Raw genomic sequence first — 23,429 nt, forward strand, 5'->3', positions numbered from 1 at the left:
CGGCACGCCGATGAGCCCGTCCGCCAATATCGGCCTGCTGGCCGGGACGGCGGGCGGCGTCCGTTTCGAACCCCAGGCGATGCCCGCCGCGCCGGGGCCGGACGGCCTGACCGTCCGGATGCTGTTCGCGCCGGTCAACCCTGCCGACCTGCTGGCGATCGACGGCGGCTATGCCTTCGCGCTCGCCGCCGACGATCCGCTGGGGGCAGAGGGCGTCGGCGTCGTCGAGCAGGCCGGATCGCGGGTGAGCGACCTCGGCCCCGGCGACCTCGTCCTGCCGCTCGATCGTGGAAACTGGACCCGCTATCGCGCGGTGGCGCGGGACCGGGTGCTTGCGGTTCCGCCCGGTGTCGACCCCCGGCAGGCGGCGATGATGCGGATCAATCCCGCCACCGCCTGGCTGCTGCTCGCCGCGAGCGGCGCGGTGCCGGGCGATTGCCTCGTCCAGAACGCCGCCGGGTCGGCCGTCGCGCATTGGGTGCGCCGGCTGGCGGCGCTGCGCGACGTCGCGGTGATCGACGTGGTCCGCCCCGGCGCGTCGGCGCCGGGTCTTGCCGACGACGAGCATCTCGAAGCGGCGGTGAAGGCCGCGAGCGGCGGCCGGCGGGTCCGCGCCGCGCTCGACTGCGTCGCCGGCGATGCGACCGGCCGGATGGCGGCCTGCCTCGACGCCGAGGGGACGGTCCTCGTCTTCGGCCATCTCTCCGGCGAGCCCTCCACCATTCGTTCGCAACTGCTCACCGGGCGCGGCCTGACGGTGCGGGGCTTCAGCCTGCGCCCCGCCGAGGCGAGAATGACCCCGCTGGCGCGCGACGCGATGGTCGCCGGGCTCTGGGCTGCGGCCGGGCAGGGCGCCGTCGAGCTGCCGATCCGCGCCGTCCTGCCTCTCGCCGAAGCGGAGCGGGCGATCGCGCTGGCGCGGACGCCGGGGCGGGGCCGGGTGCTGCTCGATCTCGACGCGATATCGGGCATGTGAAGGCTTCCGGCCGTCGCGTTGACAGCAGCGCCGTCAATCTGGTGGGGACAGGCTCGACCAACGGGATTTTTTGCCGATGAATCTTGAGTTCACGCCCGAGGAGATCGCCTTCCGCGACGAGGTTCGCGCCTTCTTCCGGGAGGCGCTGCCCGATGACCTGCGCCGCAAGATGATCAACCGCGAGCATCTGGAGAAGGACGACACGGTCCGCTGGCAGCGCATCCTCAACGCGCGCGGCTGGGCGGTGACGCATTGGCCGGTCGCCTATGGAGGCCAGCCGTGGACGCCCGCCCAGCGCTATATCTTCCAGGAGGAGATGGCGCTGGCCCATGCGCCCGAGGGATCGCCCTTCAACGTCAACATGATCGGCCCGGTGCTGTGCCGCTTCGGCACCGACGAGCAGAAGCGGCGCTTCCTCGCCGCCACCGCCAATATCGACATCTGGTGGTGCCAGGGCTTTTCGGAGCCCGGCGCCGGATCGGACCTCGCCAGCCTGAAGACCAGCGCGGTGCGCGACGGCGATCATTATGTCCTCAACGGCCAGAAGATCTGGACCACCCAGGCGCAGCATGCCGACTGGATGTTCGGGCTGTTCCGCACCGACAATAGCGGCAGGAAGCAGCAGGGGATCACCTTCCTGCTGCTCGACATGAGGACGCCGGGCATCACCGTGCGCCCGATCGAGACGATCGACGGCGGCCATGACGCCAATGAGGTGTTCTTCGACGACGTCCGCGTGCCGGTCGCCAATGTCGTCGGCGAGGAAGGCAAGGGCTGGGACGTCGCCAAGCACCTGCTGGGTAGCGAGCGCAGCGGCATCGCCCGCATCGGCCTGTCCAAGGAGCGGCTGTCGCAGCTTCGCAGCCTGGAGCGGCGCCTCGCCGCCGAAGGCGTGCTGACCCCGGCCGAGCGCGAGCGGCTCGCCTTCAAGCTCGCCGAGGTCGAGGTCGAGCTGCGCGCGCTGGAGCTGACCCAGCTCCGCGTCGTCTCGGCCGACGCCCATGGCGGCGGCGCCCATGCCGCGGCCTCGATCCTGAAGGTCAAGGGCACCGAGATGCAGCAGCGCATGACCGAACTGGTGCTCGAACTGGCCGGTCCCGCCGGGCTGGCCACGGCGGGGTATGACTGGCTCGCCGCGGCGGCGCCCTTCTACTTCACGATGCGCAAGGTCTCGATCTTCGGCGGATCGAACGAGATCCAGAAGAACATCATCGCCAAGACGATGCTGGGGCTGTGACACGCGATGGATTTTGAACTCACCGACGAGCAGAAGATGCTCAGCGAGACCGTCACCCGCTTCGTAGCGGAGACCTATGATTTCTCGAAGCGCGAGCATGCGCTGCGCAGCGCCGACGGCTGGAGCCGGGAGGCCTGGGCCGCGCTCGCCGAGATGGGCCTGCTCGGGCTGCCCTTCGCCGAGGAGGATGGTGGCTTCGGCGGCAGTGGCGTCGAGATGATGCTGATCATGGAGGCGCTCGGCCGCGGCCTGATGGTCGAGCCCTATTTCGCGACGGTGGTGCTCGCCGGCGGCGTGCTGCGGCACGGCGCCTCGGCGGCGCAGCGCGCGGCGATAGTGCCGGGGCTGATCGCCGGGGAGCGCATCCTGGCGCTCGCCCATGACGAGGCGGGGCAGGCGCGCCACACGCTGGCGGCGCGGACCTCCGCCCGTCCGTCCGGCGACGGCTGGATCATCGACGGCGCCAAGATCGCGGTGATCCACGGCCGGAGCGCCGACACGCTGATCGTCAGCGCGACGACGGGGGAAGGGCTGGGCCTGTTCCTGGTCGATGCGAAGGCCGACGGCGTCGCGATCGAGCCGGCCCGCGGCTATGACGGGGTGCCGGTGGCGTCGGTCCGGCTGAACGGCGTCGCGGTCGGCGCCGACGCGCTGGTCGGCGGGGCCGGCGGCGGCGCGGCGATCCTCGAGCGATCGTTCGACGAGGCGCGCGCCGCGCTGGCCGCCGAAGCGGTCGGCGCGATGGCCGAGACGCTCGACGTCACCGTCGACTATCTCAAGACCCGTCAGCAGTTCGGCGTCGCGATCGGCAGTTTCCAGGCGCTCCAGCACCGCGCGGTCGACATGCTGATGCAGGTGGAGCTGTCGCGCAGCATGGCGGTGCTCGCCGCGCTGTCGCTCGACGGCGACGAGGACCAGCGCCGCCGCAACATCGCCGCCGCCAAGGCGCAGATCGGCAAGTCGGGCCGGATGGTCGGGCAGGATGCGGTGCAGATGCACGGCGCGATCGGTATCACTGCCGAATACAAGGTCGGTCACGCCTTCAAGCGGCTGACCGCGATCGACGCGCTGCTGGGCGACCGCGACCATCATCTGACGCGGCTCGTCGAACTGGGCGGGGTCTATCCGGCGGAGTGAGCGCTCCGCCGGAAGCGGAAGAGGATCGTCAGCCTTCCGAGGCCTTGCGCAGCATCACCGCGCGGTCGCCGTCGCGGACCACCACCAGACGCATGCCAGGCACGGTATAGTCGGCGAACCCTTCGAACGGCTCGCGCTTGCCGGGATGCAAGACGCGGATGAAGGTGTCGGCGTCGACCTTCACGGTCAGCTCGCCGCGCGTGCCGGCGTCGACGGTGATCGAGTCCGACGTCACGGCCTTGACCGTCGCCGCGATCGCGCTGGGGTTGGCGGCCGATTGGACGCGGGAATCGAACGAGATGCGCAGCCGGTCCGAACGGTTGGGCATGCCGCAATGGGGCGTGAAGGGGTTCACGATCAGCACGTCGCCCGGCATGTAGTCGGTGGTCGCCCAGGCATCGTCGGGGATCGCGTCGCGCGGGATCGGATAGGGTGCCGGCTTGGCGGTGTTGTGGAAATAGCCGCGCTTGTTCTGGCCGACCGCCAGCGCCAGCCCGCCCATCTCGCGAGTGCAGGGCGTCAGCGTGATCCAGACCGGCTTATAATCCTGGATGCCGGGGCTGTAGAAACCGTCCTGGTGGACGACGGTGGTCGGCCCGTTCGGCGGATAGGTGCGATACTGGACGATCGGCACCGCGCAGGCGGGCTCGCCCAGCACCTTCTCCATCACCGCCAGATTGGCGGGATGCTCGATCAGCCGGGCGGCGATGCCCGAATAGATGTCGCTCTCCTCCATGCCGCCGTCGAAGGCGCCGCCGGTATATTTCCCTTCCGGGTCGTCGGCGCGGGCGAGGCCGAGTTTCTCCGCCACCCTGAGCATCGCGTCGCGCGCCTCCGCGACCGAATCCCGGTCGAACACGCAGCGCAGCAGGATATAGCCGTTCGCGTCGTAGAAGCGCTCCAGCGCATCATGGTCGTCGAGCAGGTGGTTGCAGCTTTCCAGCTCGCGATCGGGCCGCACGTCGGCGACCTTGATGTCCTCGGCCTCGGGCCGGTTGAGCGCTGCGACGGTCATGATCCTCTCCGTTTTGGTACGAGACTCGGCGCCCTTTGGCGTCAGTGTACAGAAGATACTTTCGGGCATCGAAAGTGAGGGATGTTTTCCGGCAATAGCCGGATGAAATCGATCATGGCTGGCCAGCCTGGTCGCGTCCCATCAGCGCCAGCATCGCCATCAGCAGCGCGTCCTGCCGCCGGGCGATCTCCTCGACGCTGCGGCCGTGTGCGGCGGCCTCCATCTGCCGTACCAGTTCGGCCTGCAGGGCGGGGTCGCCGAGCGGCGGATCGGCCATCGTCTCCCAGCGTTTGAGGATACCGGGCGCGAATTTCGGCAGGAACTCGGCGAGGCCGCCGACGCCGCCCGAGGTGTGGAAGGTGGTGAACTGGCCCTGGATCGCCCATTTGAGCGCGGGTCCGAAGCGGATCGCCTTGTCGACGTCCTCGACGCTGGCATAGCCCTCCGCCACCAGCCGCACCGCCTCGCGGAACATCGCGCTGGTCAGCCGGTTGCCGATATGGCCGAACACCTCGCGATTGAGGCGGACCGGCTCCTTGCCGAGCGCCGCGTAGAAGGCGAGGGCGGTGTCGACCGCCGCCGGATCGGTCGCATCGCCGCCGCCGACCTCGACCAGCGGGATCAGGTGGACCGGGTTGAACGGATGGCCGAGCACGAAGCGCGCGGCGGTGGAAAGGCCGGCCTGGAGATCGCTGATCGGCAGGCTGGAGGTGCTGCTGCCGACGAGGACGTCGGCCGGGACCAGCCGGTCGAGCTCGGCGAACAGGGCGCGCTTGACGTCGCTCCGCTCGGGGGTGCTTTCCTGAACGAAATCAGCGCCTTCGACGGCGTCCTCGATAGTCTCGTGGAAGCTCAGTCGGCCCGTCCAGTCGTCGTCGGCGCTGGCCAGCCCCAGCGCCGCCATCTGCGGCCAGGCCTGGGTCACATGGGCGCGGGTCCGGGCCTCGGCGCCGGGGGCGGGATCGTGCAGCCGCACCGCCCGCCCGCTGCCGAGGAAGGCGGCGACCCAGCCGCCGCCGATCACGCCGCCGCCGATCGCGGCGACGGTGCCGATCGCCTGATGGCCGCGAAACCCGCCCATGCCGGTCAATAGCCCTTGAAGACCGGTTTTTCCTTGTTGGCGAAGGCGGTGGTCGCCGCCTTGTAGTCGTGCGTCATCATCGTCATCGCCTCATAGGCGATCGACAGCTCGCCGGTCAGGTTGACCTGGTCGCGGATGCACTTGTTGACCGCGGCCTTGGACCAGCGCACCGCCCAGATCGGCTGGCCGGCGATCTCGCGGGCGATCTTCATCGCCTCGTCGAGCACCTGTTCCTTGGGGAAGGCATAGTTGACCAGGCCGATCTCCTCGGCCTTCCTGCCGTTCAGGAGCTTGCCGCGCATCAGATATTCCTTGGCCTTCTGCGGCCCCACCAGCAGCGGCCACATCACCGACCCGCCGTCCCCGGTGACGAGGCCGACGCGGACATGGGTGTCGCCCAGCCGGGCGTCCTCGGCGACGATGCTCATGTCGCAGAAGGCGAACAGCGAGGTGCCCAGGCCGATCGCGTCGCCGTTGACGGCGGCGATGATCGGCTGCGGAGTCATCAGGATCTGGTCCCAGATGCGCAGCGTGTTGATCGGCACCCGCAGCGCGTATTTCAGGCCATATTCGGTCTGGGCGCGCTCGGCCATCAGCTTGATGTTGCCGCCGGCCGAGAAGGCCTTGCCGGCGCCGGTCAGCACGATCACCTTGATCCGCTCGTCGCGGGCGAGCTTCAGCCAGATATCCTCGAGCTGCCAGTGGTTGTGCGGGCCGACCGCGTTGAGCGTGTCGGGATCGTTCATCGTGACGACGGCGACGCCGTCCTCGCCGATGTCGACCGTCAGGAAGTCGAACTCGCTATAGTCGATCTCGCGCTGGAACTCGTTGTCGTCGCTCATCATAGTCTCCTGGAAATCCTGTGGAGCCGGCGCGCCGGCGCGATGCTCAGGCCGCGGCGCGGCTCTTCTGCCATTCGGAAAAACCCTGTCCTTTCGCGGCCAGCTCGACCAGCAGCGGCGCGGGTTCGAGCGATGGATCGTCGGGCGTGTCGGCGGCGAACTCCCGCAGGCGGGCGACGATGTGCGCCAGCCCGATCTCGTCGGCGTGGAACATCGGCCCGCCCAGGTGGCGCGGCCAGCCATAGCCGTTGATCCAGACCAGATCGACGTCGGACGGCCGCAGCGCGATGCCCGCCTCGACGATCCGCGCGCCCTCGTTGATCAGCGGGAACAGCAGCCGTTCGACCATCTCGCCCTCCGACATCTCGCGCCGCTCGATGCCCAGCTTCGCCGAGGTGGCGACGATCAGCGCGTCGGTATCGGGGTTGGGGCGGGGGGTGCGGTCGCCCGGCTCGTAGCGATAATAGCCCGATCCGGTCTTCTGGCCGAGCTGCCCGCTCTCGACGATCGCGTCGGCGATCGGGAAGGGGGTGCCGCGCCGCTTGCGGATCGCATAGCCGATGTCGAGACCCGACATGTCGTTGGTGGTCAGCGGCCCCATCGGGAAGCCGAGCTTGGTGAGCGCCGCGTCGACCTGCGGCGGGAAGGCGCCGCGCTGGAGCAGCCGTTCGGCCTGGGCCGAGCGCTTGGCGACCATCCGGTTGCCGATGAAGCCGTCGCAATTGCCCGACCAGACCGGCACCTTGCCGATCTTGCGGCCGACCGCCATCGCGGTGAGGATCGCCTCCGGGCTGCTCTTCGCCGCCTGCACCACCTCCAGCAGCTTCATCACATTGGCCGGCGAGAAGAAGTGCATGCCGACGAAATCCTCGGGCCGGTCGAGTGCCGTGGCGATCTCGTCGACGTCGAGCGCCGAGGTGTTCGAGGCGAGCACCGTGCCCGGCTTCACCCGCTTCTCCAGGTCGGAGAATATCTCCTTCTTGACCGCCATGTCCTCGAACACCGCCTCGATCACCAGGTCGGCGTCGGCGACGGCGGCGCGGTCGGTCGCCGGGGTGATCAGCGCGAGGCGCCGGTCGACCTGCTCCTGGCTGATCGAGCCGCGCTTGACCGAGGTGGCGTAATTGGCGCGCACCCGCTCCATCCCGCGATCGAGCGCCTCCTGCGTCGTGTCGACGATGACGACGGGGATGCCGGCGCCGGCGAAGCACATCGCGATGCCGCCGCCCATCGTGCCTGCGCCGATGATCGCCGCGCTGGCGACGTCGCGCGCCCTGGCATCCTTGGGCAGGCCGGGAATCCGGGCGGCCTCGCGCTCGGCGAAGAACAGGTGGCGGAGCGCGCGCGACTGGCTGCCCGCCATCAGCGCGCGATTGGCCTCGGCGTCGATCGCCATCGCCTCGTCGAAGGGCAGGGTGAAGGAGCGGCGGACCGAAGCGACGTTGGCGGCCGGCGCTTCCTGTCCTTTGCTACGCGCGGTGAGCTTCGCGGCGAGCGCGTCGAAGGCGCTCGGATCGGCGCGGGTCGCGGCGATCCTGCCGTCGCGGCGGCTGACCGCCACCGCCGGCAGTTTCTCGTCGATCACCCGGCGGGCGAAGGCCGCGCCGATCGCATCGGGGGCGCCGTCCTCGACCGCGTCGAGGATGCCGAGCGCCAGCGCCTGGGCGGCGCCCACCGGCTTGCCCGACAGCACGAATTCGAGCGCCTTCTCCGGACCGATGATGCGCGGTAGCCGCTGCGTCCCGCCGCCGCCGGCGAACAGGCCCAGGTTGATCTCGGGCAGGCCCATCCTGGCCGAGGGGACGGCGACGCGGAACGGGCAGCCGAGCGCGGTCTCGAAGCCGCCGCCCAGCGCGGTGCCGTGGACCGCGGCGACCACCGGCTTGGGCGAGTTCTCGATCGCGAGGATCATCTCCTGGAGGGTCGGGGGCACGCGCGGCTTGTTGAACTCGGTGATGTCGGCGCCGGCGAAGAAGGTGCGGCCTTCGCAATGGAGCACGATCGCCTTGACCACGGGGTCGGCGTTCAGCCGATCGAGCGCCTCGACGACGCCGCTGCGCACCGCCTGTCCGAGCGCGTTGACCGGCGGGTTGTCGCTGCGGATGAAACCGATGTCGCCTTCGACGCGCGTGGAGATCTTCTCGTTTACCTGAGTCATGATGGCTTGGTCGGGCCCCGTGCTGGCTATAGTCCTGCCCCCGCAGAAGCTATCCGGCGCCCGCACTGTCAAGCAAAGCGCTGGAGCCGGGCGGAGGTATCGAGAATGTGAAGCTTTGTCCGGCCGCCTTCGCATCGCGCCGATCGCGATTTACCCGGACGATGCGATGATGCGCGGCCGCGCGATACCAAGGGAAGCCTTTTGATGCAGTTTGATCTGACCGAAGAACAGTCCATGTTCCGGGATGCCGTCGCGGCGTTCGCGCAGCGGCATCTGGCGGCCGGTGCCCTGGAGCGCGCGCACAGCGACGATTATCCGTGGGAGGTCGCCCGGATGATGGCCGAGCAGGGCCTGATCGGCATCACCATCCCGGAGGAGAAGGGCGGTCTCGGCGGGTCGCTGATGGACGCGGTGATCGCGATCGAGACGATCGCGTCGGTCTGCCCGCGCTCGGCGGACGTGGTGCAGGCCGGCAATTTCGGCGCGATCCGCACCTTCGCCCAGTTCGCCAGCGACGCGCAGAAGGAACAATATCTGGCGCCGCTGCTGAAGGGCGACGGCCTGATCTCGGTGGCGATGACCGAGCCCAACGCCGGATCGGCGGTCACCGAGCTGACGACGACGGCGGTGCCCGACGGCGACGGCTTCCGCATCAGCGGGCAGAAGATCTTCACCACCCACGGCACCCATGCCACGGTCTTCCTCGTCTATGTCCGCTACGGGCCCGGCACCGGCAATATCGGTTCGGTGCTGATCGAGCGCGGGCAGGAGGGGTTCAGCTTCGGCAAGCCGGTGCGCTTCCTGTCGGGCGAGGAGTGGAACCCGCTGTTCTTCGACAATGTCCATGTGCCGAAGGACAAGGTGCTGCTGGGGCCGGGCGGGTTCAAGCAGCAGATGTCGGGCTTCAACGTCGAGCGGATCGGCAACACCGCGCGCAGCCTGGCGCTGGGCCGCTACGCCTTCAACGCGGCGGTCGAGCATGCCAAGACGCGCAAGCAGTTCGGCCGCGCGCTGTGCGAGTTCCAGGGCCTGCAATGGAAGTTCGCCGAGATGAAGCTCAAGCTCGATGCGGCGCAGCTCCTGCTCTACCGGGCCGCGATCAACGCCGACAAGGGCCTGCCGTCGCCGGACGAGACCGCGATCGCCAAGGTCGCGTGCAACCGGGCCGGGTTCGACTGCGCCAATGAGGCGATGCAGGTCATGGGCGGCGCCGGCTACAGCCAGGACGGGCTGGTGGAATATTGCCTGCGCCGCACCCGGGGCTGGATGATCGCGGGCGGCGCGATAGAGATATTGCTCAACCGGATCGCCGAGGGCGTTTTCGACATGCGGTTTCCCCAGGGGCCTGCCAGGGCCTGACGCGGAATCGGGGAGAGGATGGAGCCATGAACGAGATCAGCAAGGTGAAGACGGCGGGCGGGACGGTGCGGCCGGACTATGTGCCGGCCGACGCCTATGTCTCCCCCGACTATGTGCGGCTGGAGAAGGAGCGGCTGTGGCCGCGCGTCTGGCAGATCGCCTGCCGCGAGGAGGAGATCCCGAACCCCGGCGATTTCTATACCTACGACATCGCCGACGAGTCGATCGCGGTGGTGCGCAAGACCGACGGCGCGATCGCGGCCTATCACAATGTCTGCCCGCATCGCGGCCGGCGGCTGACCGCCGGCTGCGGCCGGATGGGCAAGTTCCACTGCAAATATCATGGCTGGCAGTGGAATCTCGACGGCAAGCCGACCGAGGTGGTCGACCGCAAGGACTGGGGCGAGCTGCTCCAGGACAGCGAGATCACCCTGCACCCGGTCAAGAGCGCGAGCTGGGGCGGCTGGGTGTTCATCAACATGGACCCCGACAGCGAGAGCCTGGAGGAGCATCTGGGCGAGGCCAAGACCCTGCTCGATCCGTTCGAGATGGATCGGATGCGCTATGTCTGGCGCAAGCGGATCACCATGCCGTGCAACTGGAAGACCGCGCAGGAGGCCTTCATGGAAGGCTATCATGTGCAGACCACGCATCGGCAGCTTCTGCCCTATCAGGACGACTACACCTTCTCCCGCGCCTATGGGCGGCACGCCATGTTCGGCTATGCCCCGACCGCGCTGTTCGGCCTGCCGAGCCCGCGGATCAGCGACCAGAGCGGCGACATGCGCAAGGGTCTCTATGAGTTCAACAAGGAGATCTGGGACACGCTGAAGGCGACCACCACCGACGAGATGCTGGCGGCGGGCCGGCGGCTGATGGAGCTGCCCGAAACCGCGACGCCGTTCGAGATCTACGTCGCCTTCGCGACCTTCCACCGCGAGGAATCGGCGAAGTCGGGCCGGCCCTGGCCCGCCATCACCCCCGAGCAGCAGATGGCGGCGGGGACCGACTGGAACATCTTCCCCAACCTCGTCTTCCTCCAGCAGCCGACCAATGTGCTGTTCTACCGCGCCCGCCCGAACGGCGACGATCCCGACAGCTGCATCTTCGAGGTCAATGTGATGGAGCGCTTCGCGGAGGGCGCCGAACCCAGGAATGTCGAGGTCGAGGTCGCCGACGACTGGCGCACGGTCGACTGGGGGCTGATCCTGGAGCAGGACTTCCAGAATATGGAGGCCGTCCAGAAGGGGATGAAGTCCCGCGTCTTCAAGGCGGCGCGGCCGAGCCCGGTCCAGGAGGTCGAGATCAGCAATTTCCACGCGACCCTGCTCGCCTATCTGGACGGGGGCCAGTGATGGCGGCGACGAACTGGGACGAGACGGCGGACTTCGTGATCTGCGGCTCGGGCGGCGGATCGATGGCGGCCGCGCTGTATCTCAAATCGATCGGCAAGCAGCCGCTGATCCTGGAGAAGACTGACAAGCTGGGCGGATCGACCGCCATGTCGGGTGGCGTGCTGTGGATTCCCGACAACCATCTCCTCGCCCGCGACGGGATCGCGGACAGCCATGAGCTGGGCCGCATGTATATGGACGCGACGGTCGGCAACGATGCCGGCCCGGCCGCCTCGCCCGAGCGCAAGGAAGCCTATCTGCGCAACGGCCCGGTGATGATGAAGTGGCTGGAGGAGCAGGGCATGCAATGGCTCCGCACCGAAGGCTGGGCCGATTATTACGACGATCGGCCCGGCGGCTGCACCCGCAGCCGGTCGGTCGGCGCGCCGATGCTCGACGCCCGCGAGATGGGCCCGCTGTTCGACAAGCTGCGCCTCGGCCCGATGGTGATGCCGCTGCCGACCGACAAGGCGGGGATCATCGGCCTCGCCACCCGCACGCCGAGGGGCATGTGGGAGGGCATGAAGCTGCTGTTCCGCATGTGGCTGGTGAAGAAGCGCGGCGCGCCGCTGCTCAGTTTCGGCGGCGCGCTCCAGGGGCGGATGCTGATGCTGGCCGACAAGGCCGGCGTCGACATGCGGACAGGCCATGGCGTCGTCGAGCTGGTCGAGGAGAAGGGCCGGATCACCGGCGTCGTCGTCGAGCATGAGGGCAGGACGCTGCGGATCGGCGCCCGCGACGGCGTGCTGATCAACGCGGGCGGCTTCTCGAAAAATGCCGAGATGCGCAAGAAATACGGCCCGCAGCCGAGCTCGGTCGAATGGACCAACGCCAATCCCGGCGACACCGGCGAGATGATCGAGATCGCCGAGAGGCACGGCGCGGCGCTCGACCTGATGGACCAGGCCTGGTGGGTGCCCGGCACGATGGTGCCCGAGGGCGGCCCCGCCAACATGCACAACACCGACATCTCCAAGCCGCACTGCATCATCGTCAACCGCCAGGGGCGGCGCATCCTGAACGAGAGCGGCTCCTATATGGAGAACGGCCAGCGGCTCTACCGGAACGACGTGCCGGCCTATGTCATCCTCGATAGCCGCCACCGCAAGCGCTATGCCTGGGGCTATTATCCGCCGGGCAAGACGCCGCAGTCCTGGCTCGACAGCGGCATGATGAAGACCGCCGACACGATCGAGGAGCTGGCCGCGAAGGCGGGCATCGATCCGGTTGGGCTCAAGGACGAGATCGCCAAGTTCAACCGCTATTGCGAGACCGGCAAGGACCTCGACTTCAATCGCGGCGGGCGCGGCTACGACAACTGGTTCGGCGATCCGACCGTCAAGCCCAACCCCAATCTGGGCAAGATCGACAAGCCGCCCTTCCATGTGATGGAGATGGTGCCCGGCGACGTCGGCACCAGCGGCGGCATGCTGACCGACGAACATGCGCGGGTGCTGCGCGCCGACGGGTCGGTGATCGAGGGGCTCTACGCCACCGGCAATTCGACCGCTTCGGTGATGGGCCGCTGCTATCCGGCGGCGGGCGCAAGCATCGGCGCCTCGTTCGTCTTCGCCTGGATCGCGGCGCACCATGCCGTCGGCGCCAACGATTAGGGTGGTCCGGTCGTGATCGAATCCCGCCGATCGCCCTATCTTTCCGTCATTCCCGCGAAAGCGGAAATCCACGGTCACGGCGCATTCCGTCTCTTGCGGGCCGCCGTCCATGGATTCCCGCTTTCGCGGGAATGACGACAAGGGGGCGGGACTAGGAGGATGGCCTCAGCCGCGCCGGGCCTGCGACGCCTCGCGCCACTGCGTCGCGGTCATCCCCGTCCGCTGGCGGAACATGGCGCGGAACAGCCGGCTGTCGGAGAAGCCGACCAGTTCGGCGATCCGGTCGATCGAGCGGTTCGACTTCTCCAGCATCCGCGTCGCCGCCTGGAGGCGCAGGTGCTGGATATAGCTTTTCGGGCTCATCCCGAGCGCCTTGCGGAAGCGGCGCACCAGCGTCGGCTGGCTGGTCGACAGCGCCTCCGCCAGCTCCTGGATGCCGATCGCGCCGGTGAAGCGCTGCTCCAGCCAGATCTGCGCGCGGGCGACGAGCGGATCGCTCGCGAGCAGATGCTCCTCCTCGCGATCGAGCCCCATGATCGAGGTCAGCCAGCGGCCGACATCGGGGGACAGGGTGCGTTCCATCACCCGGACGATCAGCGCGAGGTCATGGGCCATGCCGTTGGCGATCAGCAGATCGCCATGATCGGCGAGCGCCAGCCGCTCCTCGGCGCGGTGGCGCGGGAACATCGCCCGGGCGACCGGTTGCAGCGCGCGGGCGATCGGCACGGCGACGTCGTGGGTCAGCCCCGCCGCCATCAGGATCAGCGCGGAGGCGCCGCTCGCCCCGATCACCGCGCCGCCGTCCGCCTGCTGCCGGAGCCAGGGCAGCAGCTCATGGCTGCGCGTCAGCCGCTCCTCGAGCGCCGGAATCCCCATGACGCGGAAGGCGGGCAGCCAGACGAAGCCATGCTCGTCGACGCTGCTGATCGCGCCGTCGACATCGAGCCGGCGGCCGTCGCTCATCCGGATCGGTCCGCCGTCGAGCGACAATATCCGGAGCCGGGTCTCCATCCGCATCGGTCCGCTGTCGGCGAACACCTGCTCGATCCGGTCGCGGGCGAGGATGAAGCTGTCGGTCAGCGCGCCGACGCTGGCGTGATAGGCGCCGTCGAGCGCGACGAGGGCGAAATCGGGCATCGTGCGACCATGACGGAAAATATCCGCTTATTGCAAGATATCATCCTGTCCGGCCACGAGGGCGGCCCGGATAGTCGGATCGACGAGAACAGCGCGCGGCGCCGGCCGATCGGTCGCGCCGTGCGGACAGGAGAGTTGCGATGACCATGGCCGCCCCGTGCCTCATCCCCGAGATGAGCGAATTCAACGTCTCCAACCATCTGCTCGGTGACCGGGAGGGGCTCAAGGCCGCCTGGGAGCGCGACGGCTACTGGTTCTTCCGCGACGTGCTCGACAAGCAGGCGATCGCCGAGCTGCGCCAGATCTACATGGACTATCTCGGCGAACTGGGCGTCGCCGACCCGCAGGACCCCGACGCGCTCTACAACGGCGCCGACCTGTCGGCGATGCCGGCGATGGTCAACGAGACCGCGATGAACGAGCGCCGGGTCGACCGGGTGCTGCACCGCGATCCGCGCATCGCGGCCTTCTTCCGGCGGCTGTTCGGCTGCGATCCCTTCTGGGTGCCGTTCACCGTCCATCGCCAGGTGCCGCCGGCGCGGGATCGCGATACGCGGCGGCTGGAGTTCATCCACCAGGACGGCACCTATAATGACGGGCTCGACTTCCTGATCTGCTGGATTCCGCTGGCCGAGATCGCGCCCGACGTCGGCGGGCTGGCGCTGGTCGAAGGGGTGCACCGGCGCGGCAGCCTCCACCGCAAGGACGGCATGAAGATCCTGCCGATCGCCGAGGCGGACATGGAGATCGGGCGCTGGCGCAGCACCCATTACCGTCCCGGCGACGTGCTGCTGATGGACCTCAATACGCCGCATTCGGGCATCACCAACCATTCGGACCGCTTCCGCCTGTCGGTCGACACGCGGATCATGCCGTCGAACGGCAACGTCCCGGTGGTCGGCACGATCGCGGCGGTCAGCGCCGACGGCGTCACCATCGGCGATCGCGCGTTGCGCTTCGACGCGACCAGCTTCGTGCGCGGGCTGCGCGGAGACCAGATGCCGCTCGCCGACATACCCGGCCGCTATCGCGTCGGGCAGGAGGTGATCGCCGCCGTCACCGGCGACCTCGTCCGCAACATGCGGCCCATCCAATAAGCATCGAAGGACAGTCCATGCCCGAACCCACCCGCTATCTCGGCCGACTGGCCGGCAAGGTCGCGATCGTCACCGGCGCGGGGGCGGCGGAGGACGAGATCGGCATCGGCCGCGCCATCGCCTATATCATGGCGCGCGAGGGGGCGAAGGTCGCCTGCGCCGATCTCGACGGCGCGCGCGCCGAGGCGACCGCCGCGCAGATCCGCGCCGAGGGCGGCGAGGCGATCGCCGTCGCCGCCGACGTCAGCCTGCCCGAGGATTGCGAGGCGTTGGTAGAAACCACCGTCAAGATCTTCGGACAGCTCGATATTCTGGTGAACAATGTCGGCATCTCGGTGCCGACCAACCTGGAGTCGGTGACGCTCGACCTGTGGAACCGGACGATCGCCGTCAACCTGACCAGCGTCATGCTGATGAGCAAATATGCCGTGCCGGTGATGGCGGCGCGGGGCGGCGGATCGATCGTCAACATCTCGTCGCTGGCGGGCATGCGGGCGATGGGCGCGGTCGCCTATGGGCCGTCCAAGGCGGCGATGGCGCAGCTCTCGCGCGAGATCGGCGTGCTGCACGGGCGGCAGGGCATCCGCGTCAACACGGTCGCCCCCGGCCATGTCATGACCCCGCATGCGATGAGCAAGCTGCCCGCCAGCATGCGCGAGGCGCGCCGCAAGGTCGGTCCGCTCGGCGTCGAGGGCGATGCGTGGGACGTCGCCCAGGCGGTGCTGTTCATCGCCAGCGACGAGGCCCGCTTCATCAACGGCGTCCACCTGGCGGTCGACGGCGGGGTCGAGGGGATCGGCCCGATGGTCGGCCACGCGCTGATCTCCGAGGCATGAGCGAGCTGCGGCTGCCGCTGCTGCCGGAGGAGGTGACGGCCGGCTGGCTGGGCGAGGCGCTGTCCGGATATGCGCCCGGCGTCGCGGTCGAACGGATCGAGGTCACCGATATCCTCTGGGGCACCGGCACCAAGATGATGGTGACCGCCGTCTATAACCGGGCCGGCCGCGACGCCGGGCTGCCCGAGCGATTGTGCGTCAAGGCCGGGCTCGCCGAGCATCGTGAGCTGGTCAAATTCTGCTACCAGACCGAAGCCCGCTTCTTCGCCGAGATCGCGCCCCGCCTGTCGATCGGCCTGCCGCGCTGCTTCTTCGCGGCGGCCAATGCCGATCAGGGCGTCGTGATCATGGAGGACCTGCGCCCGGCCGGCGCGCAGATCTGCCGGGTGCAGCAGCCGCTCTCCCGCGACCAGGCCGCCGCCTTCCTCGACGATCTGGCGGCGCTCCACGCGCGGTGGTGGAACGATCTGGCGCTGGCCGACGAGGGCGAACTGGGCTGGCTGATGCTGCACGATCCGCTGCCCGACGCGGCGTGGGGCGATTTCGGGCGCGGCCAGCTCCAGCCCGAGACCTGGGCGCATTATATGGGCCTGCCACGCTCGCTCGGCATCCCGCGCGTCTGCCGCGACCGGGAGGCGATGCACGCCGCGCTCCAGGCGCTGCGCCGCTTCGCGCCCGGCGGACCGACCTGCGTGATCCATGGCGACGCGCATCTCGGCAACATGTATCTCGACGCCGCGGGGCGGCCCGGCTTCCTCGACTGGCAGACCGCTCGGCGCGGCCATTGGGCGCAGGACGTCACCTATTTCTACGTGTCGGCGCTCGACCCGCTCGATCGCCGCGCCTGGGAAGGCGACCTGATCGCGGGCTATCTCGCCGCGCTGGGACGGCATGGCGTGGCCGACGCGCCGGGCGAGGCGGAAGCCTGGGCGGCGATCCGCGCGCATATGGTCTACGGCCTGTTCTACTGGATGGTGAACCCCGTCGAATGGCAGGCCGAGGAGAATAATGCGGCCGTGGCGCCGCGCTTCGGCTGGGCGGCGGTCGACCTCGGCGCGCCGCCGGCCGAAGCTGTGTAGCATCTACACCACAGTCCATCGAAAAATGGGTCCGTCCGGCTCGCGGCGCGCCTGATCACGGAGCCGATATGTCCGTGGCGCCATTGTGTCGCCGGGCCCTTTGGCTGTTCTCTTCCTCCGAAACAATAAGCCCCGGGCACGGTCCGAGGGTATCGAGAGGAGGATCGTCATGGCTTTCCGCAGAACCTGTCTCCTGGTGTGCGCGGCCTCGCTGCTGCCGCAGCTCGCGGCGGCGCAGACCGCTTCGCCGCCCGCCGAGGCCGAGGCTGCCGTCACCGGCGCCGCCGACAGCGGCGAGATCATCGTCACCGCCCGCCGCCGCGCGGAATCGCTGCAGGACGTGCCGATCTCGGTCAGCGCGATCTCGGGCAAGGCGCTGACCCAGAGCGGGGTCACCGACGCGCTCAGCTTCCAGTCGCGGGTGCCGTCGCTCAGCCTCACCAACCAGGGCACCACCCGGTCCGAGCTCGGCTTCTCGATCCGCGGCCAGCGCACCCAGGAATCGCAGCTTCTCACCGATCCGCCGGTCGGCACCTATTTCGCCGAGGTGGTGCAGGCGCGCAGCACCGGCTTCGCCAACACGCTCTACGACCTGGAGTCGGTGCAGGTGCTGAAGGGCGTGCAGGGCACGCTGTTCGGGCGCAACATGACCGGCGGCGCGGTGCTGGTCGAGCCGGCCAAGCCGACCGACCAGCTCGCCGCCGAGGTGCGCGGGCAGATCGGCAATTTCGACCTGCGCGACGCCTATGCGATGCTCAACCTGCCGATATCCGACGGGATCGCGATCCGCTTCGCCGGCAAGACCCATGAGCGCGACGGCTTCACCAAGGACGTCAGCAGCGGCCGCGATTATGACGACCAGAATTACGACACGTTCCGCGTCTCGCTGGCGATCAACCCGGCGGAGAACATCGAGTCGACCACGATCTTCGACTGGGTCCGCACCCGCGAGCACGGCACCGCGCTGGTCGGCACCGCCGCCAACCCCGCCGCGCCGGCGATCGCCGGCTATGGCGCGCTGCGCGGCTTCGGCATTCCGGTGTCGGACGTGCTGGCGCAGTTCGCCGCGCAAGCCGCGCGCCCGCACTATCGCTTCGACACCGCCGCCGGCGAGGACGGCACGCTCGACGCCTATGGCGTCAAGCCGTTCGAGCATCTGAAGAATTACGGGATCACCAACCGCAGCTCGATCGATCTGGGCGGCGTCACGATCAAGAACATCTTCGGCTACCGCCGGCTCAAGTTCAACCAGATCATGGATCTGGACGGCGTCCCCGCCTTCCTGATCAACAGCAACCGCTTCCGCGACATCAAGCAGTATAGCGAGGAGCTTCAGGCGCAGGGCAAGGCGTTCGACGACCGGCTGACCTATGTGGTCGGCGCCTATTATTTCCTGGAGAAGGGCACCGACGGATCGACGTCGAGCCAGTTCCCCGAACTGGCGATCGCCGGCCAGGGCCTGCCGCTGACCACGCCGGCCTCGACCTTCCTCAACGCCTATGTCGGGCAGGGCAGGGCGAAGACGGGGGCCCTCTACGCGGCGGGCACCTATAATTTCACCAACCAGTTCAAGCTCTCGGCCGGCATCCGCTACACCGAGGACAAGCGCCGCGCGACGGTGACCGCCTATTATCCCAATCTCGGCGCCTGCCTGTTCCGGCTCGCCGACGGCACCACGCCGAGCCTCGCGAACTGCCCGCAGACCAATGCCAAGAAGTGGGACGACGTCACCTGGGACGTGACCCTGCAATATGAGCCGAACGACGACCTCACCGCCTATGTCTCCACCCGGCGCGGCTTCCGCGCGGGCGGCTTCTCGCTACGGGCGGCCTCGACCGCCGAACTGGCGCCGTTCAACCCGGAGACGGTGCAGGAATATGAGATCGGCCTGAAGAACCGGGCCGACCTCGGCGGCGGCGCGGCGCTCAGGACCAGCCTCGCGCTGTTCTACCAGGATTACAAGAACGTCCAGAAGCAGGCCTCGTCGATCGACGCGGCCGGCAACGTCAACACGATCATCACCAACACCGCGCGGCAGAAGCATTATGGCGGCGAACTGGAGGCGACCCTGTCCGCCGGGGCGATCGACCTGACCGCCTTCTATTCCTATGTGAAGGTCGACATCAGCAAGGGCCGGCAGCCCGGCGAGTTCGAACTGGTCGGCGCGCCGCATCACCAGCTCGGCGCCAATCTGAGCTACCGCCTGCCGCTGTCGGAGAGCGTCGGCGCGGCCTCGCTCAACGCCAATGTCGCCTATCGGAGCAAGCAGCATCTCGACAAGAACGACGTGCTCGCCACCGAGCCGGGCTATGCGCTCGTCAACCTGCGCGCGAACCTCGACAATATCGCCGGCACCGGCTTCGGCGCGGCGCTGTTCGTCAACAACGCCACCGACAAATATTATCGGATCGGCGTGATCGGCATCTACAACGAGGCCGGTTACATCTCGAGCGTCTATGGCGAGCCGAGGACCTACGGCCTGGAGGTTTCGTACCGCTTCTGAGGCTTCGAAGCGGGAGACTGGCGGCCGGTCTTCACGCCGGCCGCCATTTTTTGTGAGCCTCAGTCGCGCCTGACGAAGCGATTGGGAATGTCACCGAACAGATAGGCGCGGTTGGCCTCCTCGTCGAAGGCGTCGAGCGTCCAGCCGCCGGGGTGGAAGCTGGTGCGGATCGCCTCGGGCTCGGGGATCAGCGCCACCTCGTCGCCCTGGATGTAGAAGTCGCGGCCGCTGACATGGCCGGCGGCGTCGGTGCAGAGCCACGCCACCAGCGCGGCGACATGCTCGGGCAGGGCGGTCATGCGCGGCGCCGCCATCGGCTTGTTCCACAGCAGCGGGATGCCGAGCCGCGCCGATTCCGCGATCGTCGCGTCGATCTCCGGCGTGTGGGTGCCGGTCAGGTGCGACACCGGCCGGATCATGTTGCAGCGGACGCCGAACTCGCCCAGGTCGCGCGCGATCGAGCGGGTGAGGCCGAGCACGCCTTCCTTGGCGGCCGAATAATTGCCCATCCCCCAATGGCCGAAGCCGGATGGCGAGCCGGTGTTGACGATCGCGCCCGATCGCTGGTCGATCATGTGCCGGGCGGCGGCGCGGCAGCTGTGGAAGGTCGCGGTCAGGCTGACGTCGACGCAGAGCCGCCAGTCCTCGTCGGTCATCCGGTCGATGCGCGCGGGGCGGACGATGCCGGCATTGTTGACGAGGATGTCGATCCGGCCCCACCGGTCGATCGCGGCCTGGACCGCCGCCTCGGCGCCGTCGCGGGTCGCGACGCTCGAACATTGGCCGATCGCCTCGCCGCCCACGTCGCGTATCTCCTTGGCGACAGTTTCAGCCAGCGAGGCGTCGGCCGCCTCGGTGCCATAGGGTCCGCCGCCGAGATCGTTGACCACCACCCGCGCGCCCTGTTCGGCCAGCAGCATCGCCTCGGCCCGGCCGATATTGCGTCCGGCGCCGGTCACCACCGCCACCTTGCCCTCGAGTCTTCCCGCCATCCGCATCTCCTCCGTTTCGGGCGGAGCCTAATCGGCGGCGGGAGAGGGGACCAAGCCGGGTGGCGCCGCCATCATGCTGATGATGAGTTTGCCGTGCGCGGCGCGCGCATGATAGCCTGCGGGAAAGCGATGGAGGGAGAGGCCTTGAGCAAGGACATCAGCGACGAGGAAAGCCGTCGCATCATGGCGACGGCGACGGACGTGCGGCCCGACGAGAACGTCCACCGCGATCCCGCGCTGGCGCCGCCGCCGGTGGCCAAGGCGCGGCCGGTGACCAGCCAGGAGAGCCGGGTGATCATGGCGCTGGCGACCGACATGCGGCCTCTGGAGAATATCCATCCGGAGCGCGACGAGGAAGCTTAGGTTCCATCAGGGGGCGGGTCTATCCCCGTTCCACCTCGGGGCCGAAGTCGGCGCTGGCCGTGGCGGTCCAGGGGAAATGCTCGAAATAGCGGGCGCCGGCTTCGGCCTGGTCGTGGACCACGGTCAGTCGGCTCTCGTCGATGATCCGGTTGAGCACCCCCGCGACCTGCTCGGCGCCGAGGGTCGGATCGCAGACTTCGCCGGTCTCGGCCATCACCAGGCTCGACAGCCGCCCGCCGCCGGTCAGCCAGATGCGGCCGGACAGGGTGCAGTCGCGGCTCAGGAACCAGGCCATCGCCGCGGCGACCTGTTCGGGCGGGAGATGGTCGCGGAACCAGGCGACCGTCGCCGGGTCGGGAATCTGCTCGATCATCCGCGAATAGGATGTCGGCATCACCGCGTTGACGAGGATGCCGAGCGGCCGGCCCTCGATCGCGGCGTCAAGGGTGAGGCCGATCATGCCCGCCTTGGCCGCCGCATAGGGCGCGTTGCCGCCGACGCCGAGCGCGCCGTTCGAGCTGATGTTGAGGATGCGGCCGTAGCCCTGCACCGCCATCAGCGCCCATACCGCGCGCATCAGATGATGGCCGCCGATCAGGTTGGTCGCATAATGGCGCTCGATATCCTCGTCCCGATGGCTGGTGAAGGAACCGGCCAGCGCGGTGCCGGCATTGTTGACGAGGATGTCGACCCGCCCGAAGGCGTCGAGCGCGGCGCGGACGATGGCGCGGGCCGCGTCGGCGGTCCCGACGGCCTGGCCGTTCGCCTCGGCCTGACCGCCCGCCGCGCGAATTTCGGCGGCGACGGCTTCCGCCGGGCCGGGCGTGCCGTCCTGCTGCCCCAGCACGCCGCCGCCATAGTCGTTGACCAGCACCCGCGCCCCGCGCCGCGCCAGTTCGAGCGCATAGGCGCGGCCCATGCCGCCGCCCGCGCCGGTGACGATCGCCACCTGTCCGTCGAAGCGGATCATGAGCCGTTCGCCGCGTTGGCCAGCTCGGGCATCAGCTCGGCGCCCGAGGCGAAGGAGCTGGTCCATTCGGGCTTGGGCTCCAATCGCGCCATCACCTCGTCGATCGGGCCGCTCGACAGTTCCTCGATCGGCCCTTCGAGGATCTGGACGCGGCGGACATGGCCGGCGCCGGCATGATAGATGCCGCCCGAGCTGCCGCAGCGATCGCTCGCCAGCCAGCCGACCACCGGGGCGACCCGGTCGGCCGAGGCGTAATCGGCCCATTTCTCGTCGAAATGCGCCGCCGACATCGGCGTATAGGCGGCGGGCGCGATCACGTTGATCCGGATGTCGGCGCCCTCGGGCACGTCGAGCGCGATCGAGCGGGCGAGGCCGATCATCGCCGCCTTCGAGGCGCCATAGGCGGGCGAGCGCATCTGGCCCCACAGCCCCGCGCTCGACGCGGTGAGGACGATCCGGCCATAGCCGCGCGCCGTCATCGCCGGCCACGCCGCCTTCAGCCCATGGATGCAGCCCCACAGGTTGATGTCGATCACCTCGCGCATATCGTCGGCGGTGACGGCGCCGAATTCGCCCCAGCGCACCACCCCCGCATTGCTGACGAGGATGTCGATCCCGCCGAAGCGGCTGAGCGCGAGATCGGCCAGCTCGGCCGCCGCCGCCTCGGATTCGACCGGCCCGTCATGCGCCACCGCGCGGCCGCCGGCCGCGACGATCTCGTCCACGGTCGCCTGCGCCGCCGAGCCGCCGTCCGCCGCCGGCCGGTTGCTGGCGACCACCGCGCAGCCGCGCGCGGCGAGCCAGCGGGCATAGGCGCGGCCGAGGCCCTTGGCGGCGCCGGTGACGATCGCCGTGCGGCCGGTGAAGTCGAGTTCCGCCATCAGAGCATCATCTGGCCGCCGTCGACGTTGATCGTCTGGCCGGTGACGTAGCGGCTGTCGTCGCTGGCCAGGAACAGCGCGGCCGGGCCGATGTCCTCGGCGCAGTCGCCCAGATAGCCGAGCGCGACGAGCTTCATCACCTTCTCGGCCTCCTCGGGGAAATCCTTGACCCATTGCTGGGCGATCGGGCTCAGCGCGGCGGGGCAGATCACGTTGACGCGGACCTTGTGCTTGCCCAGCTCGCGCGCGGCGGTGCGCGACAGGCCGCGAATGGCCTCCTTGGTCGCGGCATAGGCGGCGAAGCCGATGCCGCCGTGGATGCCCTCATAGGAGCCGAAGTTGATGATCGATCCGCCGCCGCGCTTCTTCATCGCGGGCAGCGCCGCCTGCATGTGCTGGAAGGTGCCGTAGAGCCCCGAGTTGATCGTCAGCGCGAACAGATCGTCGTCGGTGTCCTCGAACATCGCGCCGGGACGCGAGGTCTGGGCGTTGTTGACCAGGATGTCGAGCCCGCCGAACAGCTCCACCGCCCTGGCGACCGCCGCCTCGGCATCGGCGCGGACCCCGGCGGTGCCGGCGATCCAGGCGGCGTCGCCGCCGGCCGCCTTGAGTTCGGCGACCGCCGCCTCCAGCTTGTCGGGGGTGCGGCCGGTGATCAGCACCCTGGCGCCTTCGCGCGCGAAGACCTGGGTGATGCCCTGGCCCACGCCCTGACCGCCGCCGGTGATGATCGCGACCTTGCCGCTGAGCCTGCCCATC

20 protein-coding genes are annotated in these 23,429 nt (G+C 69.0%); 11 read left to right on the forward strand and 9 right to left on the reverse strand.

From position 1 onward, the window contains the following. The first annotated feature begins 10 nt into the window (after positions 1 to 10). From HRJ34_RS03690 to HRJ34_RS03700, 3 genes are all read left to right on the forward strand, one after another. Complete coding sequence (locus HRJ34_RS03690; RefSeq protein WP_208633378.1) at positions 11 to 976, forward strand: MDR family NADPH-dependent oxidoreductase; 966 nt, start codon at positions 11 to 13, stop codon at positions 974 to 976. Positions 977 to 1,052: 76 nt separating this feature from the next. Next, on the forward strand, positions 1,053 to 2,213 hold the full coding sequence (locus HRJ34_RS03695; protein WP_208633379.1) for an acyl-CoA dehydrogenase family protein: 1,161 nt from the start codon (positions 1,053 to 1,055) through the stop codon (positions 2,211 to 2,213). 6 nt (positions 2,214 to 2,219) lie between these two features. Then, positions 2,220 to 3,350, forward strand: coding sequence for an acyl-CoA dehydrogenase family protein (locus HRJ34_RS03700; protein ID WP_208633380.1), 1,131 nt, complete (start codon positions 2,220 to 2,222; stop codon positions 3,348 to 3,350). Positions 3,351 to 3,378: 28 nt separating this feature from the next. Here HRJ34_RS03700 and HRJ34_RS03705 read toward each other — a convergent pair whose 3' ends face one another. The 4 genes from HRJ34_RS03705 to HRJ34_RS03720 form a co-directional block, all read right to left on the reverse strand. Continuing rightward, positions 3,379 to 4,365, reverse strand: a complete 987-nt coding sequence (locus tag HRJ34_RS03705) for a phytanoyl-CoA dioxygenase family protein (RefSeq protein ID WP_208633381.1) — start codon at positions 4,363 to 4,365, stop codon at positions 3,379 to 3,381. Between the two features lie 112 nt (positions 4,366 to 4,477). Next, complete coding sequence (locus HRJ34_RS03710) at positions 4,478 to 5,446, reverse strand: 3-hydroxyacyl-CoA dehydrogenase NAD-binding domain-containing protein (RefSeq protein WP_208633382.1); 969 nt, start codon at positions 5,444 to 5,446, stop codon at positions 4,478 to 4,480. Between the two features lie 5 nt (positions 5,447 to 5,451). Next, positions 5,452 to 6,288 (reverse strand): enoyl-CoA hydratase/isomerase family protein, encoded by an 837-nt coding sequence (locus HRJ34_RS03715; protein ID WP_226948543.1) that lies wholly within the window; start codon positions 6,286 to 6,288, stop codon positions 5,452 to 5,454. Between the two features lie 46 nt (positions 6,289 to 6,334). Then, positions 6,335 to 8,446: a 3-hydroxyacyl-CoA dehydrogenase NAD-binding domain-containing protein gene (locus tag HRJ34_RS03720; protein ID WP_450088465.1), complete on the reverse strand. Its 2,112-nt coding sequence runs from the start codon at positions 8,444 to 8,446 to the stop codon at positions 6,335 to 6,337. A 204-nt stretch (positions 8,447 to 8,650) separates the two neighbouring features. Between HRJ34_RS03720 and HRJ34_RS03725 the strand changes: the two genes are divergently transcribed. From HRJ34_RS03725 to HRJ34_RS03735, 3 genes are read left to right on the forward strand one after another with little or no spacing between them, the layout of a single operon-like run. Further along, positions 8,651 to 9,805 (forward strand): acyl-CoA dehydrogenase family protein, encoded by a 1,155-nt coding sequence (locus HRJ34_RS03725; RefSeq protein ID WP_208633384.1) that lies wholly within the window; start codon positions 8,651 to 8,653, stop codon positions 9,803 to 9,805. Positions 9,806 to 9,831: 26 nt separating this feature from the next. After that, positions 9,832 to 11,160 (forward strand): aromatic ring-hydroxylating oxygenase subunit alpha, encoded by a 1,329-nt coding sequence (locus tag HRJ34_RS03730; RefSeq protein WP_208633385.1) that lies wholly within the window; start codon positions 9,832 to 9,834, stop codon positions 11,158 to 11,160. After that, positions 11,160 to 12,812 (forward strand): FAD-binding protein, encoded by a 1,653-nt coding sequence (locus HRJ34_RS03735; protein WP_208633386.1) that lies wholly within the window; start codon positions 11,160 to 11,162, stop codon positions 12,810 to 12,812. Before HRJ34_RS03730 ends, HRJ34_RS03735 begins: the two co-directional genes overlap by 1 nt. Positions 12,813 to 12,977: 165 nt before the next feature. Here the strand turns inward: HRJ34_RS03735 and HRJ34_RS03740 are convergent, their stop codons facing one another. Continuing rightward, positions 12,978 to 13,949 (reverse strand): GlxA family transcriptional regulator, encoded by a 972-nt coding sequence (locus tag HRJ34_RS03740; protein ID WP_208633387.1) that lies wholly within the window; start codon positions 13,947 to 13,949, stop codon positions 12,978 to 12,980. Between the two features lie 140 nt (positions 13,950 to 14,089). On the opposite strand from HRJ34_RS03740, the gene HRJ34_RS03745 reads away from it, so the two are divergent. The 4 genes from HRJ34_RS03745 (at position 14,090) to HRJ34_RS03760 (ending at position 19,464) form a co-directional block, all read left to right on the forward strand. After that, positions 14,090 to 15,046 carry a phytanoyl-CoA dioxygenase family protein gene (locus HRJ34_RS03745; RefSeq protein WP_208633388.1) on the forward strand — a complete coding sequence of 319 codons (957 nt, stop codon included), beginning with the start codon at positions 14,090 to 14,092 and terminating at the stop codon, positions 15,044 to 15,046. 17 nt (positions 15,047 to 15,063) lie between these two features. Further along, positions 15,064 to 15,882, forward strand: coding sequence for an SDR family NAD(P)-dependent oxidoreductase (locus HRJ34_RS03750; protein ID WP_208633389.1), 819 nt, complete (start codon positions 15,064 to 15,066; stop codon positions 15,880 to 15,882). Then, entirely contained in the window at positions 15,879 to 16,961 is a 1,083-nt protein-coding gene (locus HRJ34_RS03755) for a phosphotransferase (protein WP_208633390.1), read from the forward strand. Before HRJ34_RS03750 ends, HRJ34_RS03755 begins: the two co-directional genes overlap by 4 nt. Positions 16,962 to 17,130: 169 nt before the next feature. Further along, positions 17,131 to 19,464 (forward strand): TonB-dependent receptor, encoded by a 2,334-nt coding sequence (locus HRJ34_RS03760; protein WP_208633391.1) that lies wholly within the window; start codon positions 17,131 to 17,133, stop codon positions 19,462 to 19,464. Between the two features lie 59 nt (positions 19,465 to 19,523). Here HRJ34_RS03760 and HRJ34_RS03765 read toward each other — a convergent pair whose 3' ends face one another. Continuing rightward, on the reverse strand, positions 19,524 to 20,456 hold the full coding sequence (locus tag HRJ34_RS03765) for an SDR family NAD(P)-dependent oxidoreductase (RefSeq protein ID WP_208633392.1): 933 nt from the start codon (positions 20,454 to 20,456) through the stop codon (positions 19,524 to 19,526). A gap of 144 nt (positions 20,457 to 20,600) precedes the next feature. Between HRJ34_RS03765 and HRJ34_RS03770 the strand changes: the two genes are divergently transcribed. Continuing rightward, complete coding sequence (locus HRJ34_RS03770) at positions 20,601 to 20,819, forward strand: hypothetical protein (RefSeq protein ID WP_226948544.1); 219 nt, start codon at positions 20,601 to 20,603, stop codon at positions 20,817 to 20,819. A 19-nt stretch (positions 20,820 to 20,838) separates the two neighbouring features. Here the strand turns inward: HRJ34_RS03770 and HRJ34_RS03775 are convergent, their stop codons facing one another. The 3 genes from HRJ34_RS03775 to HRJ34_RS03785 are packed head-to-tail and all read right to left on the reverse strand — an operon-like array spanning position 20,839 to position 23,428. After that, positions 20,839 to 21,789, reverse strand: a complete 951-nt coding sequence (locus tag HRJ34_RS03775; RefSeq protein ID WP_011951184.1) for an SDR family NAD(P)-dependent oxidoreductase — start codon at positions 21,787 to 21,789, stop codon at positions 20,839 to 20,841. Further along, positions 21,786 to 22,670: an SDR family NAD(P)-dependent oxidoreductase gene (locus HRJ34_RS03780; RefSeq protein ID WP_011951185.1), complete on the reverse strand. Its 885-nt coding sequence runs from the start codon at positions 22,668 to 22,670 to the stop codon at positions 21,786 to 21,788. Before HRJ34_RS03780 ends, HRJ34_RS03775 begins: the two co-directional genes overlap by 4 nt. Continuing rightward, complete coding sequence (locus HRJ34_RS03785; protein ID WP_029991984.1) at positions 22,670 to 23,428, reverse strand: SDR family NAD(P)-dependent oxidoreductase; 759 nt, start codon at positions 23,426 to 23,428, stop codon at positions 22,670 to 22,672. The genes HRJ34_RS03780 and HRJ34_RS03785 overlap by 1 nt, the downstream gene beginning before the upstream one ends. Between the last annotated feature and the right edge of the window lies 1 nt (position 23,429).

The sequence above is a fragment of the Rhizorhabdus wittichii genome (assembly GCF_017607425.1).
GTDB lineage: Bacteria > Pseudomonadota > Alphaproteobacteria > Sphingomonadales > Sphingomonadaceae > Rhizorhabdus > Rhizorhabdus wittichii.

What these genes read in the sequence shown, in the direction of transcription:
- HRJ34_RS03775 (WP_011951184.1), bottom strand. Translation starts at nt 21,789, where the DNA reads ATGATCCGCTTCGACGGACAGGTGGCGATCGTCACCGGCGCGGGCGGC.
- HRJ34_RS03755 (WP_208633390.1), top strand. Translation starts at nt 15,879, where the DNA reads ATGAGCGAGCTGCGGCTGCCGCTGCTGCCGGAGGAGGTGACGGCCGGC.
- HRJ34_RS03705 (WP_208633381.1), bottom strand. Translation starts at nt 4,365, where the DNA reads ATGACCGTCGCAGCGCTCAACCGGCCCGAGGCCGAGGACATCAAGGTC.
- HRJ34_RS03720 (WP_450088465.1), bottom strand. Translation starts at nt 8,446, where the DNA reads ATGACTCAGGTAAACGAGAAGATCTCCACGCGCGTCGAAGGCGACATC.
- HRJ34_RS03690 (WP_208633378.1), top strand. Translation starts at nt 11, where the DNA reads ATGAGCCCGTCCGCCAATATCGGCCTGCTGGCCGGGACGGCGGGCGGC.
- HRJ34_RS03735 (WP_208633386.1), top strand. Translation starts at nt 11,160, where the DNA reads ATGGCGGCGACGAACTGGGACGAGACGGCGGACTTCGTGATCTGCGGC.
- HRJ34_RS03695 (WP_208633379.1), top strand. Translation starts at nt 1,053, where the DNA reads ATGAATCTTGAGTTCACGCCCGAGGAGATCGCCTTCCGCGACGAGGTT.
- HRJ34_RS03745 (WP_208633388.1), top strand. Translation starts at nt 14,090, where the DNA reads ATGACCATGGCCGCCCCGTGCCTCATCCCCGAGATGAGCGAATTCAAC.
- HRJ34_RS03780 (WP_011951185.1), bottom strand. Translation starts at nt 22,670, where the DNA reads ATGGCGGAACTCGACTTCACCGGCCGCACGGCGATCGTCACCGGCGCC.
- HRJ34_RS03710 (WP_208633382.1), bottom strand. Translation starts at nt 5,446, where the DNA reads ATGGGCGGGTTTCGCGGCCATCAGGCGATCGGCACCGTCGCCGCGATC.
- HRJ34_RS03715 (WP_226948543.1), bottom strand. Translation starts at nt 6,288, where the DNA reads ATGAGCGACGACAACGAGTTCCAGCGCGAGATCGACTATAGCGAGTTC.
- HRJ34_RS03765 (WP_208633392.1), bottom strand. Translation starts at nt 20,456, where the DNA reads ATGGCGGGAAGACTCGAGGGCAAGGTGGCGGTGGTGACCGGCGCCGGA.
- HRJ34_RS03700 (WP_208633380.1), top strand. Translation starts at nt 2,220, where the DNA reads ATGGATTTTGAACTCACCGACGAGCAGAAGATGCTCAGCGAGACCGTC.
- HRJ34_RS03740 (WP_208633387.1), bottom strand. Translation starts at nt 13,949, where the DNA reads ATGCCCGATTTCGCCCTCGTCGCGCTCGACGGCGCCTATCACGCCAGC.
- HRJ34_RS03750 (WP_208633389.1), top strand. Translation starts at nt 15,064, where the DNA reads ATGCCCGAACCCACCCGCTATCTCGGCCGACTGGCCGGCAAGGTCGCG.
- HRJ34_RS03785 (WP_029991984.1), bottom strand. Translation starts at nt 23,428, where the DNA reads ATGGGCAGGCTCAGCGGCAAGGTCGCGATCATCACCGGCGGCGGTCAG.
- HRJ34_RS03760 (WP_208633391.1), top strand. Translation starts at nt 17,131, where the DNA reads ATGGCTTTCCGCAGAACCTGTCTCCTGGTGTGCGCGGCCTCGCTGCTG.
- HRJ34_RS03730 (WP_208633385.1), top strand. Translation starts at nt 9,832, where the DNA reads ATGAACGAGATCAGCAAGGTGAAGACGGCGGGCGGGACGGTGCGGCCG.
- HRJ34_RS03725 (WP_208633384.1), top strand. Translation starts at nt 8,651, where the DNA reads ATGCAGTTTGATCTGACCGAAGAACAGTCCATGTTCCGGGATGCCGTC.